Below are 13,224 nucleotides of genomic sequence, written 5' to 3'. Positions count from 1 at the left end.
GCCTAATTTTTAGGCATGGGGATTGCTAAGACTCTCTCGACTGACCGTCTGCTGACGGTTCGCCAGCCGAGAGAAGAGCATGAGCCAAGCCGCCCCGTCGCCCGTTACCCCCGAAGCCGCCGCGCCAGCTGCGCCTATCGAACAGGCCAGCCGTGCCAATCTGGAACAGGCCTTCGCTCTGTTCAACCAGATGTCCACGCAGCTCAGCAGCTCATACAGCATGCTCGAGGCGCGGGTGAGCGAGCTCAAGGGCCAGCTGGCCCTGGTCAGCGCCCAGCGCATGCAGGAGCTGGCCGAGAAGGAGCGTCTGGCCCAGCGACTGCAGAGTCTGCTCGATCTGCTGCCTGGCGGTGTGATCGTCATCGATGGTCAGGGTGTGGTGCGCGAGGCCAACCCGGTGGCGCGCAGCCTGCTGGCCAAGCCGCTGGTAGGCATGCTCTGGCGCGAGGTGATCGCACGCAACTTCGCCCCGCGTGAAGACGACGGTCACGAGATATCCCTCAAGGACGGGCGCCGCCTGTCCATCGCCACCCGCTCCCTGCAGGGCGAGCCGGGGCAACTGGTGCTGTTGACGGACCTGACGGAAACCCGTCGCCTGCAGGATCAGCTGGCGCGCCACGAGCGCCTGTCGTCCCTGGGGCGCATGGTCGCCTCGCTGGCTCATCAGATCCGCACGCCGCTGTCGGCCGCGCTGCTATACGCCAGCCACCTCTCCGAGCAGGAGTTGCCGTTCGAGCAGCAGCAGCGCTTCGCCGGCCGGATCAAGGAGCGCCTGCACGAGCTGGAGCACCAGGTGCGCGACATGCTGGTATTCGCCCGTGGCGAGCTGCCGCTGCCCGACCGCATCGCCCCCAATGCCTTCTTCGATGCATTGCGTCGCGCCGCCGAGCCCCATGTGCTGGGCATGAATGTGCGCTGGCAATGCGATGCCCGCCTGGGCGAGTTGCTGTGCAACCGCGACACCCTAGTCGGCACCGTGCTCAACCTGATCGAGAACGCCATCCAGGCCGGCGGCCGCGAAGCCAGCCTGAAGATTCACCTGTATGCCCGCGACAACAGCCTGCGCCTGTGCGTCAGCGACAACGGCCCGGGCATCGACGAAGTAACCCTGGCGCGCCTCGGCGAGCCCTTCTTCACCACCAAGACCACCGGTACCGGCCTCGGCCTGGCGGTGGTCCAGGCGGTGGTGCGCGCCCATCAGGGCGAGCTGCGCCTGCGCTCGCGCGTCGGTCGCGGTACCTGTGCCACCCTCGTCTTGCCGCTGATCAGCGCGGCGCAACCGGATATTCAGGAGTAAGCCCATGACCGCCAAGGTTCTGCTGGTCGAAGACGACCGCGCACTGCGTGAAGCGCTTGCCGACACCCTGCTGCTCGGCGGCCATGATTTCCGCGCCGTGGAGTGCGCCGAGGACGCCATCGAGGCGCTGGGTGAAGAGGCTTTCAGCCTGGTGATCAGTGACGTCAACATGCCCGGCATGGACGGCCACCAGTTGCTCGGCTTGATCCGCGCCAGCTATCCGCAGCTGCCGGTACTGCTGATGACGGCCTATGGCGCGGTCGAGCGCGCGGTGGATGCGATTCGCCAGGGCGCCGCCGATTACCTGGTCAAGCCGTTCGAGCCGCGTACCCTGCTGGAGCTGGTAGCACGCCACGCCCTCGGTCGGCTGCCGGCCAGCGACAGCGATGGCCCGGTGGCATGCGAGCCGGCCAGCCGGCAGCTGCTGGAGCTGGCCGCCCGCGTGGCCAAGAGCGACTCCACCGTACTGATCTCCGGCGAGTCCGGTACCGGCAAGGAAGTGCTGGCGCGCTACATCCACCAGCAGTCGAACCGCGGCAACGGCCCGTTCATCGCCATCAACTGCGCGGCGATTCCGGACAACATGCTCGAGGCCACTCTGTTCGGTCACGAGAAGGGCGCCTTCACCGGCGCCATCGCCGCCCAGCCGGGCAAGTTCGAGCTGGCCGATGGCGGCACCATTCTCCTCGACGAGATTTCCGAAATGCCGCTTGGCCTGCAGGCCAAGCTGCTGCGCGTGCTGCAGGAACGGGAAGTGGAGCGGGTGGGCGCGCGCAAGCCGATCAACCTGGATATCCGCGTGCTGGCCACCACCAACCGCGACCTGGCCGGGGAAGTGGCTGCGGGGCGCTTCCGCGAGGACCTTTACTATCGCCTGTCGGTTTTCCCGCTGGCCTGGCGCTCCCTGCGCGAGCGGCCTGCCGACATTCTGCCGTTGGCCGAGCGCCTGCTCGGCAAGCACGTCAAAAAAATGAATCACTCCGCCGTGCAGCTCTCGCCGCAGGCCCGCGCCGCTCTGGTAGCTCATGCCTGGCCGGGCAATGTGCGCGAGCTGGACAACGCCATCCAGCGGGCGCTGATCCTGCAACAGGGCGGGCTGATCCAGCCGCATGACCTGTGCCTGACGGCGCCCATCGGCATGGCGCCGATTAGCGTCGCGCCAACCGTGCGGCTGGTGACTGGCAATCCGCTGGCTCCGGCGACCGGAGCCTCGGTTCCAGCGCCGGCCAGCAATCCGCTGCCGACAGAGGAGCCCACCCCCGCTACGGAGGGTGCAGGCGCTCTGGGCGAGGATCTGCGTCGTCGCGAGTTCCAGGTGATCATCGATACTCTGCGCGCCGAGCGTGGCCGCCGCAAGGAGGCTGCCGAGCGCCTGGGCATCAGCCCGCGGACCCTGCGTTACAAGCTGGCGCAGATGCGCGATGCCGGCATGGACGTGGAAGCCTACCTCTACGCCAGCTAAGCATTCGCCCCCGCCCGGCCTTGCCGGCGGAGCAGTAGCAAGTCCCCTCTTGGCCCGCCTCGTGCGGGTCTTTGTTTTTTGGCACTGTGCTTGCAGATACCCCCGCATAGGCCGCGCAGCGTCAAAAATCCGCGGCCGCTGGAGGAAAGGTCATGAGCCAGGGTGTCGAATTCAATCGCCTGATGTTGGAAATGCGCTCCATGCAGATGGAAGCCATGGCCAAGCAGAAGCCGGCTGCCATCAGCCCGCAGGAGCCGGGTATGCCGAGCTTCTCGGAAATGCTCGGTCAGGCCGTTGAGAAGGTGAACGAGACCCAGCAGGTTTCCGGCCAGCTGGCCACTGCCTTCGAGATGGGGCAGGCGGGTGTTGACATCACCGACGTGATGATCGCCTCGCAGAAGGCCAGCGTTTCCTTCCAGGCCATGACCCAGGTGCGTAACAAGCTGGTTCAGGCCTATCAAGACATCATGCAGATGCCGGTTTAACAGGGCGGATTTGAGTCATGGCTGAAGCAGTCGCTGCAAACGTACCCGCCACCACTGGCGCCGACGAGCCGAAGAAGCCGCTGTTCGGGCTGGCCTTCCTGGAGAACCTCTCCGAGATGTCCATGCTGCGTCAGCTCGGCCTCCTGGTCGGCCTGGCTGCCAGCGTGGCGATCGGCTTCGCCGTGGTCCTGTGGTCGCAACAGCCGGACTACAAGCCGCTGCTGGGCAACCTGGCCGGCATGGACAGCAATCAGGTGATGGAGGTGCTCAACGCCGCCGATATCGCCTACACCGTCGAGCCCAACTCCGGCGCGCTGCTGGTCAAGTCCGACGAGCTCGGCCGTGCCCGCATGAAGCTGGCCGCCGCCGGCGTGGCGCCGGCCGACGGCAATGTCGGTTTCGAGATTCTCGACCAGGAGCAGAGCTTGGGTACCAGCCAGTTCATGGAGGCCACCCGCTATCGCCGTGGCCTGGAAGGCGAGCTGGCGCGCACCATCTCCAGCCTGAACAACGTCAAGGGTGCTCGCGTGCACCTGGCCATTCCGAAAAGCTCGGTGTTCGTCCGCGACGAGCGCAAACCGACCGCTTCGGTACTGGTCGAGCTCTACCCGGGCCGCAGCCTGGAGCCGAGCCAGGTGATGGCCATCGTCAACCTGGTGGCCACCTCCGTGCCGGAGCTGACCAAGTCCCAGGTCACCGTGGTCGACCAGAAGGGCAACCTGCTGTCCGACCAGCAGGAGCTGTCCGAGCTGACCATGGCCGGCAAGCAGTTCGACTACACCCGCCGCATGGAAACCCTGTTCACCCAGCGCGTGCACAACATCCTGCAGCCGGTGCTGGGCAACGGCCGCTACAAGGCCGAGGTCTCCGCCGACGTCGATTTCAGCGCGGTGGAATCCACCTCCGAGATGTTCAACCCGGACCAGCCGGCCCTGCGCAGCGAGCAGCAGGTCAACGAGCAGCGCTCCAGCAGTATGCCGCCGCAGGGCGTGCCGGGAGCGCTGAGCAACCAGCCGCCGGGTGCCGCGTCCGCTCCCGAGCAGGCCGCAGCTGCCGCACCGGCGCCGGCCGGCCCGGTCGCCCCCGGCCAGCCACTGCTGGATGCCAACGGTGCGCAGATCATGGACCCGGCCACCGGCCAGCCGATGCTGGCGCCGTATCCGGCGGACAAGCGCGAGCAGTCCACCCGCAACTTCGAGCTGGACCGTTCGATCAGCTACACCAAGCAGCAGCAGGGCCGCCTCAAGCGCCTCTCGGTGGCCGTGGTGCTGGACGACAAGGTCAGCATCAACCCGGAAACCGGCGAGACCACCAGCAGCCCCTGGGGTGCCGATGACCTGGCGCGCTTCACCCGTCTGGTGCAGGACTCGGTGGGCTTCGACGCGAGCCGCGGCGACAGCGTCAGCGTGATCAACGCGCCGTTCTCCGCCGAACTCGGCGAGGTCATCGAGACCCCCTGGTATCAGAGCGAGCTGTTCCTGATGGGGATGGGTGCCCTCAAGCAACTTTTCCCCGCGCTGTTGATCTTCCTTCTGGTGTGGTTCGTTTTGCGCCCGGTGCTCAACAACATCGCCGGTGGCGGCAAGAACGCCGCGGGCGAAGGCCGCGAGGGCGATGTGGAGCTGGGCGACATGGGTGGCCTGGAAGGCGAGCTGTCCTCCGATCGGGTAAGCCTCGGCGGCCCGCAGAGCATCCTGCTGCCAAGCCCCTCCGAGGGTTATGATGCACAACTGAACGCCATCAAGAGTCTGGTGGCGGAAGATCCGGGCCGCGTCGCCCAGGTAGTCAAAGAGTGGATCAACGCCGATGAGTGACAATCGCACCGCCGTCAAGCTGAACAAGGTCGACAAGGCCGCCATTCTCCTGCTGTCCCTCGGCGAGACGGATGCGGCGCAGGTGCTGCGTCACCTCGGGCCGAAGGAAGTGCAGCGGGTCGGCGTGGCCATGGCCGGCATGCGCAACGTGCAGCGCGAGCAGGTCGAACAGGTGATGGGCGAGTTCGTCGATATCGTCGGCGACCAGACCAGCCTGGGCGTTGGCTCCGACGCCTATATCCGCAAGATGCTCACCGCAGCGCTGGGCGAGGACAAGGCCGGCAACCTGATCGACCGCATCCTGCTCGGCGGCAGCACCAGCGGCCTGGACAGCCTGAAGTGGATGGAGCCGCGCGCCGTGGCCGACGTGATCCGCTACGAACACCCACAGATCCAGGCCATCGTGGTCGCCTACCTCGACCCGGATCAGGCCGGCGAGGTGCTCAGCCACTTCGATCACAAGGTGCGCCTGGACATCATCCTGCGCGTTTCCTCGCTCAACACCGTGCAACCGGCGGCGCTCAAGGAACTCAACCAGATCCTCGAGAAGCAGTTCTCCGGCAGCGCCAACACCACCCGCGCCAACCTGGGCGGCGTGAAGCGCGCGGCGGACATCATGAACTTCCTCGACAGCTCGGTGGAGGGCCAGCTGATGGACTCCATCCGCGAGGTCGACGAGGACCTGTCCAGCCAGATCGAGGACCTGATGTTCGTCTTCGACAACCTGGCCGACGTCGACGACCGCGGCATCCAGGCGCTGCTGCGCGAGGTGTCCTCGGACATCCTGGTGCTGGCCCTCAAGGGCGCCGACGAAGGCATCAAGGAGAAGGTCTTCAAGAACATGTCCAAGCGTGCCGCCGAGCTGCTGCGCGACGACTTGGAGGCCAAGGGCCCGGTGCGCGTCAGCGAAGTGGAGACGGCGCAGAAGGAAATCCTCACCATCGCCCGACGCATGGCCGAGTCCGGCGAGATCGTCCTCGGCGGTGCCGGTGGCGAGGCGATGATCTAAACCATGGTGCCGCCCAAGGATGCCCCGAGCGAGCTGATCCGCGCCAAGGACGTGGCGGGCTTCGACCGCTGGGCCATACCCAGCTTCGACCCGGAAGTCGAGACCCCGCCCGAACCCGAACCGGAGCCCGCGCCTGCGGTCGAGGCCGAGCAGGTTCAGGTGGAGGAGGTGGCGGTCGAGGACGTCAAGCCGCTGACTCTCGACGAGCTCGAGGCGATCCGTCAGGACGCCTACAACGAAGGTTTCGCCACCGGCGAGAAGGACGGCTTCCGCGCCGGCCAGCTCAAGGCCAAGCAGGAGGCCGATGCCGCCCTGGCCGGCAAGCTGGCGCAGCTGGAACAGCTCATGGGCCATCTGATGGCACCCATCGCCGAGCAGGACCAGGAACTGGAGAAGGCTCTGGTCAACCTGGTCAGCCAGATGACCCGCCAGGTGATCCAGCGCGAGCTGGCCAGCGACTCCAGCCAGATCCGCCATGTGCTGCGCGAGGCGTTGAAGCTGCTGCCCATGGGCGCCAGCAACGTGCGTATCCATATTCATCCGCAGGACTTCGAGTTGGTGAAGGCCCTGCGCGAGCGCCACGAGGAGAGCTGGCGCATCCTTGAGGACGACTCCCTGCAGCCCGGCGGCTGCCGGGTGGAGAGCGAGCACAGCCGCATCGACGCCAGCGTCGAGACGCGCATGGCCATGGCCCTCAAGCAGCTGTTCGAGCAGCAGCGGGCCCAGGCCACCAATCCGCCGGAGGCCGATATCCAGGTCGATCTGGAGAGTCCCGATGCGCCTTGAGCGCACCAGCTTCGCCAAACGCATGGCCGGCTACGAAGAGGCCGTGGAGTTGCCGACCCAGCCGGTGGTGGAAGGCCGCCTGCTGCGCATGGTCGGCCTGACCCTGGAGGCCGAAGGTCTGCGCGCCGCGCTGGGCAGCCGCTGCCTGGTGATCAACGACGACAGCTACCACCCGGTGCAGGTCGAGGCCGAGGTGATGGGCTTCTCCGCCGGCAAGATCTACCTGATGCCGGTCGGCAGCCTGGCCGGTATCGCACCCGGTGCCCGCGTGGTGCCGCTGCCGGACACCGGCCGCCTGCCCATGGGCATGTCCATGCTCGGCAGGGTGCTGGACGGTGCCGGCCGCGCCCTGGATGGCAAGGGCGGGATGAAGGCCGAGGACTGGGTGCCGATGGACGGCCCGACCATCAACCCGCTCAATCGCGACCCGATCCATGTGCCGCTGGACGTCGGCATCCGCTCCATCAACGGCCTGCTCACCGTCGGTCGCGGCCAGCGCCTGGGCCTGTTCGCCGGTACCGGCGTGGGTAAATCCGTGTTGCTGGGCATGATGACCCGCTTCACCGAGGCGGAGATCATCGTGGTTGGCCTGATCGGCGAGCGGGGCCGCGAGGTCAAGGAGTTCATCGACGAGATTCTCGGCGAGGAGGGCATCAAGCGCTCCGTGGTCGTCGCCTCGCCGGCGGACGATGCGCCGCTGATGCGCCTGCGCGCCGCCATGTACTGCACACGCATCGCCGAGTACTTCCGCGACAAGGGCAAAAACGTCCTGCTGCTGATGGATTCGCTGACCCGCTTCGCCCAGGCCCAGCGCGAGATCGCGCTGGCCATCGGCGAGCCGCCAGCGACCAAGGGCTATCCGCCGTCGGTGTTCGCCAAGCTGCCGCGCCTGGTGGAGCGGGCCGGCAACGCGGAGCAGGGCGGTGGTTCGATCACCGCCTTCTACACCGTGCTCAGCGAGGGCGACGACCAGCAGGACCCGATCGCCGACGCCGCCCGCGGCGTGCTCGATGGTCACTTCGTGCTGTCGCGCCGTCTGGCCGAGGAAGGCCACTATCCGGCCATCGATATCGAGGCCTCGATCAGCCGGGTCATGCCCCAGGTGGTCAGCCCCGAGCACCTCAAGCAGGCCCAGCGCTTCAAGCAGCTGTGGTCGCGCTACCAGCAGAGCCGCGACCTGATCAGCGTCGGCGCCTACGTGCCGGGCGGCGATCCTGACACCGATCTGGCCATCGCCCGCCAGCCGGCCATGGCGCGCTACCTGAAGCAGAGCCTGGGCGAGAGCGAGTCCATGGCCGAGAGCGTCAGCCAGCTGGCGCAGGTGTTCAACCCGCAGGCGCAGGCCTGATAGATGGCCAACAGCCGCGCCGCGCGCCTGGCGCCGGTGGTCGAAATGGCCGAGCGCGCCGAGCGCGAAGCGGCCCGGCAGATGGCTCATATGCAGGGTCTGCTGGCCAAAGCCGAGGCGCAGCTGGGCGAACTGGAGCGCTACCGCGCCGATTACCAGCAACAGTGGATCAGCGAAGGCAGCAAGGGCGTGTCCGGGCAATGGCTGATGAACTACCAGCGTTTCCTCAGCCAGCTGGAAACCGCCATCGGCCAGCAGCTGCAGAGCATCAACTGGCACCGGCAGAACCTCAACAAGGCCAGGACCGCCTGGCAGCAGCGCTATACGCGGGTGGAAGGTCTGCGTAAGCTCGTCCAACGCTACCTGGACGAGGCGCGTGCGGCCGAGGACAAGCGCGAGCAGAAGCTGCTCGACGAGCTGTCGCAACGCCTGCCGCAACGCGAGCAGAATTGACGCGCGGTTGCCGCCGTCACTTGCGGGTGCTACATCTTCTCTTTGCATAAGAATCAACAAGGAGTGCTACATGGCCATCACCGCGCTACCTTCGGGCGACGGGCAGGAGCTGACCATTCACATCCAGGGACGCTTCGATTTCTCTGCGCACCAGGAATTCCGCGATGCCTATGAGCGGGTGAGCGCGACTCCCAAGCGCTACGTGGTGGACCTCAAGGGCGCCACCTACCTGGACAGCTCGGCCCTGGGCATGCTCCTGCTGCTGCGTGACCACGCCGGCGGCGACCATGCGCGGATCAGCCTGGTGAACTGCAATCCGGACGTGCGCAAGATCCTCTCGATCTCCAACTTCGAACAGCTGTTCCAGATTGGCTGACCGCCATGCCCAACCGCCTGTCCATCCTGATCGCCGAGGACAGCGCAGCGGACAGGATGCTGCTGTCCACCATCGTCAGCCGTCAGGGGCATCGCGTGCTCACCGCCAGCAACGGCTTGGAGGCGGTCGGTCTGTTCGAACAGGAGAGGCCGCATCTGGTGCTGATGGATGCGTTGATGCCGGTGATGGACGGCTTCGAGGCGGCACGGCGGATCAAGGGGCTGGCCGGCGAGGCGCTGGTGCCGATCATCTTCCTCACCTCATTGACCGAGAGCGAAGCGCTGGTGCGCTGCCTGGAGGTCGGTGACGACTTCCTCGCCAAGCCCTATAACCAGGTCATCCTGCAGGCCAAGATTAGCGCCATGGATCGTCTGCGCCGCCTGCAGAAGACGGTGCTGGAACAGCGCGACCTGATCGCCAAGCACAACGAGCACCTGCTCACCGAGCAGCGAGTGGCCAAGGCGGTGTTCGACAAGGTGGCCCACTCCGGTTGCCTCAGCGCGGCGAACATCCGCTACCTGCAATCGCCCTTCGCCCTGTTCAATGGCGACCTGCTGCTGGCCGCGTTCAAGCCCTCCGGAGGCATGCATGTGCTGCTCGGCGACTTCACCGGCCACGGCCTGCCGGCGGCCATCGGGGCCATGCCCCTATCCGAGGTGTTCTATGGCATGACCGCCAAGGGCTTTTCCATGGCGGAAATCCTTCGCGAGATGAATGCCAAGCTCAAGCGCATCCTGCCGGTCGGGGTGTTCTGCTGCGCCACCATGCTCAACCTGAGTTTCCAGCGCCGGGTGGTGGAGGTGTGGAATGGCGGCCTGCCGGACGGCCACCTGCTGCGCGTCAGCAGTGGCGAGCGGGTGCCGCTGGTGTCGCGCCACCTGCCGCTGGGCGTGCTGGACCCGGCGTCCTTCAACGAGGCCTACGAGGTTCATCCGCTGCAGCCCGGTGATCGCATCTTCCTGCTCTCCGACGGTGTGCTGGAGACCCGCGACGCTAGCGAGCAGCTGTTCGGCGAGGAGCGCCTGTTGCAGGTGTTCGCCAGCGGTCACGCGCCGGAGCGCCTGTTCGACGAGATCCAGCGGGCGCTGACGGCGTTCCGTGGCGAGGCCCAGGACGACGTCAGCATGATCGAGCTGAGCATGGTCGACGACTCCGTCCTGAGTCGCCCGCCACTGGCCTTCTCCGACAGCGGTCAGAGCAGCCCGCTGGACTGGTCGGCCAGCTTCGAATTCCGCGCCGAGGCGCTCAAGCGCTTCAACCCACTGCCGTTCCTGCTCCAGTTGCTGATGGAGGTGCGCGGCCTGCGTGCCCAGGGCGGTGCGCTGTACACGGTGATGGCCGAGTTGTATTCCAATGCCCTGGAGCACGGGGTGCTGGGCCTGGACTCCAAGCTCAAATCCGATGCCCAGGGCTTCGCCCAGTACTACCGTGAGCGCAGCCAGCGCCTGCTGACGCTGCAGGAGGGCTTCGTGCGCTTCGATCTGGAGCTGTTGCCGGAGGCCGGTGGTGGCTGCCTGCGCATCCATGTGCAGGACAGCGGCGCCGGTTTCGATGTCAGCCGTGCCCTGGATCGCCAGCGCGACTGCGACAGCCTCAGCGGGCGTGGCCTGCGCCTGATCTGCCAACTGGCCGACCAGTGCCAGTGGTCGCCCGACGGGCGTGGCGCCATCGTGGAGTTTCGCTGGGCGGCTCAGGCATAATCGGTCCTTCCCGATCATGGAGTGAGCTGGTGTCCGATTCCCATCTCGATCAGAGCGTGCTGGCTTCCCTGCTGGATGTCATGGGGGAGGAATACCCCGTGCTGCTGGATACCTTCCTGCTCGACTCGGAGGAGCGCCAGCGCCATATCCATGAGGCCATGGCCGCCCAAGACGCCCAGGCCCTGCGCCTGGCCGCCCACAGCTTCAAGGGCAGCTGCAGCAACATGGGCGCCACGCTGCTGGCCGGCCTGTGCAAGAACCTAGAAGAGGCCGCCCGCCGCGAGCGGCTGGACGAGGCGCCGGCGCTGATCGAGCAGATCGGTCGCGAGTTTGCCATCGTGCGCATCCTGCTCAAGTCCGAGCGCCAACGCTATCGCTGAGTGCGTCGGGCAAAGTTGGCCCGGCCCTTGCTCTATCCCCGGTACGATCCCTCACTAACGGAGAGTACCCATGTCCGTTGCACCCGACTTTCTCCTTCAGTCCGCGCCCGAAGTGCGGCCGAAGACACCTGCGGCCAAGGCCCCGGCCACTGCGCCTGAGCCCCGCAACAACGAGGCCTCCAGCTTCGCCGAGGTCTACGCCAAGGAGCGTCAGAGCAAGGCCGCAGAGCGCAAGGAGGCCAATGCCAAGGCCGCCGAGGAGCGCTCTGCCGAGGCCAAGCCGGCAGACGAGGCGACGGCGGAGCCTGCCGCCGAACAGCCGGTCGTTGCCGAAAGCGGCAATGCCTTGCCGGAGGAGTCGGCCGAGGGCAGCGAGGAGGGCGTCGATCCGTTGCTGCTGATGGCCATGACCGGTCAGCTGCCGGCGGCTGAGACGGTCGATCCGCTGGCTGCCGAAGGCGAGGTTCCGGTCGAGGATGGCGATACTCTGTTGCAGGCAACCACGCCGACCGTGGCTAGCGCCGCGCCGGCGACCATGACCGAGGCCAGTCACGATCCCGAGCTGGACATGCTCAACAGCCTGCCGGCGGTGAAGCTGGCGCTTGAGGTGGGCGCGCAGGAGAAGGCTGCCGCACAGCAACAGCTGAGCCCGGGAGCGGTAGCCGCCGAGAAGTCGGCCAATGCCAGCCAGGGCTTCGCCAATGCCCTGGCCGCCTTCTCCGGCGAGGCCGTGCCCAGCGAGGAGACATCGACGGAGGGGCTGGAGGGCGAGCTGCTCGGCGAAGGGCTGGACAGCTCCCTGTCCAGCGTTCGCGAAGGCCAGGCCGAGGCGCGTGCCGAGGCCTTCGCCAGCAAGCTCAGCGCCTTGAGCCAGGCCATCAACCAGCAGAACAACGTGCAGCGCCTGCCGCTGGTGCCCGGTCAGCCGGTGCAGGTGAACCATCCCGGAATGAGCGAGGCGGTGGTCGACAAGGTGATGTGGTTGTCCAGCCAGAACCTCAAGTCTGCCGAGATCCAGCTCGACCCCGCCGAGCTGGGACGCATGGAAGTGCGCATCGAGTTGAACAAGGACCAGGCTGCCCAGGTCACCTTCATCAGCGCCAACGCCAGCGTGCGTGATCAGCTGGAAGGCCAGGTCCATCGTCTGCGCGAATTGTTCGCCCAGCAGGGCATGAACCAGCTGGACGTCAATGTCTCCGACCAGTCCATGGCCCGTAGTTCCCAAGGCGGCGGAGAGGAAGGGCGTAGGCATTCCGGCGGTCGTGGCATGGGCGGCGGCGATGAAGAGGTGCTGACCGGTGTCAGCGAACTGCGCGGCCAGTCTTCTGCCGCGCCGCGTGGCCTGGTGGACTACTACGCCTGACGCTTCGCCAAGCCCCGCAATATCCTGCGCCCGGTGCCGATAAAGCACCGGGCGCAGTCGTTTTCGGGTGACAGGCGGTCGTTGCCTTGGTATATCGGCTGCCTGTGTCGGGCGGGGCGATAGCGGCTATCTTGTTTACAAGATGGCATAACACTTGCTCCTAAGCCCTTGACCAGGGACAAAACACTGAATAGTGACGGATTTTTGGCATGGCAAAGAAACCAGCTCCCAAACCCCCGGCAGCCGAAGGCGGCGAAAAGGCCGGCGGCAAGGGCAAGCTCAAACTCATCATCCTGATCGTGGTGGCATTGCTGCTGGCGGTTGGGGTGTCCGTGGGCGCGACCTGGTTCCTGCTCGGCAAGGACAAGGGCGCAGAAGAAGACAAGCCGGCCGAGGAAACCAGCGAAAGCGCGGCCCCGGTCAAGCAGCCGGCGCTGTACGAGAGCATCGCTCCGGCCTTCATCGCCAACTACAAGCATCAGGGCCGGGCGCGCTACATGCAGGTCAGCGTCGCGCTGATGGCGCGCAACCAGGCCGAGCTGGACGCCCTCAAAGTCCACATGCCGCTGATCCGCAACCGCCTGGTGATGCTGTTCTCCGGCCAGGACTTCGGCGCGCTGATGACGCCGGTCGGCAAGGAAATGTTGCGCAACCAGGCGACCGCCGTGGTGCAGGAAGTGGCGCAGAAAGAAACCGGTAAAACCGTGGTCGAACAGGTACTGTTCACCAACATCGTGCTGCAGTAGCAGGA

13 protein-coding genes are annotated in these 13,224 nt (G+C 66.4%); all 13 read left to right on the top strand.

Features of this window, described 5'->3' with window-relative positions; translation table 11 throughout:
- Positions 1-79: 79 nt before the first annotated feature.
- The 13 genes from OH686_RS02795 (at position 80) to fliL (ending at position 13,219) form a co-directional block, all read left to right on the top strand.
- Positions 80-1,297: a sensor histidine kinase gene (locus tag OH686_RS02795; RefSeq protein WP_289536068.1), complete on the top strand. Its 1,218-nt coding sequence runs from the start codon at positions 80-82 to the stop codon at positions 1,295-1,297.
- 4 nt (positions 1,298-1,301) lie between these two features.
- A complete protein-coding gene (gene fleR / locus OH686_RS02790) occupies positions 1,302-2,759 on the top strand; it encodes a sigma-54-dependent response regulator transcription factor FleR (RefSeq protein WP_289536067.1) in 1,458 nt (485 codons plus the stop codon).
- Between the two features lie 152 nt (positions 2,760-2,911).
- On the top strand, positions 2,912-3,244 hold the full coding sequence (gene fliE / locus OH686_RS02785; RefSeq protein ID WP_289536066.1) for a flagellar hook-basal body complex protein FliE: 333 nt from the start codon (positions 2,912-2,914) through the stop codon (positions 3,242-3,244).
- Between the two features lie 17 nt (positions 3,245-3,261).
- Positions 3,262-5,058, top strand: coding sequence for a flagellar basal-body MS-ring/collar protein FliF (fliF, locus tag OH686_RS02780; RefSeq protein WP_137972840.1), 1,797 nt, complete (start codon positions 3,262-3,264; stop codon positions 5,056-5,058).
- Entirely contained in the window at positions 5,051-6,067 is a 1,017-nt protein-coding gene (fliG, locus tag OH686_RS02775; RefSeq protein ID WP_137972841.1) for a flagellar motor switch protein FliG, read from the top strand. The genes fliF and fliG overlap by 8 nt, the downstream gene beginning before the upstream one ends.
- 3 nt (positions 6,068-6,070) lie before the next feature.
- The gene (fliH, locus tag OH686_RS02770) at positions 6,071-6,853 is read left to right on the top strand and encodes a flagellar assembly protein FliH (RefSeq protein ID WP_371920119.1); all 783 of its coding nucleotides are present in this window, start codon (positions 6,071-6,073) and stop codon (positions 6,851-6,853) included.
- A complete protein-coding gene (gene fliI / locus OH686_RS02765) occupies positions 6,843-8,201 on the top strand; it encodes a flagellar protein export ATPase FliI (RefSeq protein WP_289536065.1) in 1,359 nt (452 codons plus the stop codon). The genes fliH and fliI overlap by 11 nt, the downstream gene beginning before the upstream one ends.
- Positions 8,202-8,204: 3 nt before the next feature.
- Complete coding sequence (fliJ, locus tag OH686_RS02760) at positions 8,205-8,654, top strand: flagellar export protein FliJ (RefSeq protein ID WP_289536064.1); 450 nt, start codon at positions 8,205-8,207, stop codon at positions 8,652-8,654.
- Between the two features lie 70 nt (positions 8,655-8,724).
- A complete protein-coding gene (locus tag OH686_RS02755) occupies positions 8,725-9,030 on the top strand; it encodes an STAS domain-containing protein (RefSeq protein ID WP_137972844.1) in 306 nt (101 codons plus the stop codon).
- 5 nt (positions 9,031-9,035) lie between these two features.
- Complete coding sequence (locus OH686_RS02750; RefSeq protein WP_289536063.1) at positions 9,036-10,730, top strand: fused response regulator/phosphatase; 1,695 nt, start codon at positions 9,036-9,038, stop codon at positions 10,728-10,730.
- 29 nt (positions 10,731-10,759) lie between these two features.
- Complete coding sequence (locus OH686_RS02745) at positions 10,760-11,110, top strand: Hpt domain-containing protein (protein ID WP_289536062.1); 351 nt, start codon at positions 10,760-10,762, stop codon at positions 11,108-11,110.
- Positions 11,111-11,180: 70 nt separating this feature from the next.
- Positions 11,181-12,473 carry a flagellar hook-length control protein FliK gene (locus OH686_RS02740; protein ID WP_289536061.1) on the top strand — a complete coding sequence of 431 codons (1,293 nt, stop codon included), beginning with the start codon at positions 11,181-11,183 and terminating at the stop codon, positions 12,471-12,473.
- Positions 12,474-12,682: 209 nt separating this feature from the next.
- Complete coding sequence (gene fliL, locus OH686_RS02735; RefSeq protein WP_289536060.1) at positions 12,683-13,219, top strand: flagellar basal body-associated protein FliL; 537 nt, start codon at positions 12,683-12,685, stop codon at positions 13,217-13,219.
- Positions 13,220-13,224 lie beyond the last annotated feature (5 nt).

This window comes from Pseudomonas sp. SO81 (assembly GCF_030374125.1).
GTDB lineage: Bacteria > Pseudomonadota > Gammaproteobacteria > Pseudomonadales > Pseudomonadaceae > Aquipseudomonas.
This window is presented reverse-complemented; position numbering and strand designations above follow the sequence as displayed.

What these genes read in the sequence shown, in the direction of transcription:
- fliL (WP_289536060.1), top strand. Translation starts at nt 12,683, where the DNA reads ATGGCAAAGAAACCAGCTCCCAAACCCCCGGCAGCCGAAGGCGGCGAA.
- fliI (WP_289536065.1), top strand. Translation starts at nt 6,843, where the DNA reads ATGCGCCTTGAGCGCACCAGCTTCGCCAAACGCATGGCCGGCTACGAA.
- OH686_RS02750 (WP_289536063.1), top strand. Translation starts at nt 9,036, where the DNA reads ATGCCCAACCGCCTGTCCATCCTGATCGCCGAGGACAGCGCAGCGGAC.
- fleR (WP_289536067.1), top strand. Translation starts at nt 1,302, where the DNA reads ATGACCGCCAAGGTTCTGCTGGTCGAAGACGACCGCGCACTGCGTGAA.
- fliJ (WP_289536064.1), top strand. Translation starts at nt 8,205, where the DNA reads ATGGCCAACAGCCGCGCCGCGCGCCTGGCGCCGGTGGTCGAAATGGCC.
- OH686_RS02740 (WP_289536061.1), top strand. Translation starts at nt 11,181, where the DNA reads ATGTCCGTTGCACCCGACTTTCTCCTTCAGTCCGCGCCCGAAGTGCGG.
- fliE (WP_289536066.1), top strand. Translation starts at nt 2,912, where the DNA reads ATGAGCCAGGGTGTCGAATTCAATCGCCTGATGTTGGAAATGCGCTCC.
- fliF (WP_137972840.1), top strand. Translation starts at nt 3,262, where the DNA reads ATGGCTGAAGCAGTCGCTGCAAACGTACCCGCCACCACTGGCGCCGAC.
- OH686_RS02755 (WP_137972844.1), top strand. Translation starts at nt 8,725, where the DNA reads ATGGCCATCACCGCGCTACCTTCGGGCGACGGGCAGGAGCTGACCATT.
- OH686_RS02795 (WP_289536068.1), top strand. Translation starts at nt 80, where the DNA reads ATGAGCCAAGCCGCCCCGTCGCCCGTTACCCCCGAAGCCGCCGCGCCA.
- fliH (WP_371920119.1), top strand. Translation starts at nt 6,071, where the DNA reads ATGGTGCCGCCCAAGGATGCCCCGAGCGAGCTGATCCGCGCCAAGGAC.
- fliG (WP_137972841.1), top strand. Translation starts at nt 5,051, where the DNA reads ATGAGTGACAATCGCACCGCCGTCAAGCTGAACAAGGTCGACAAGGCC.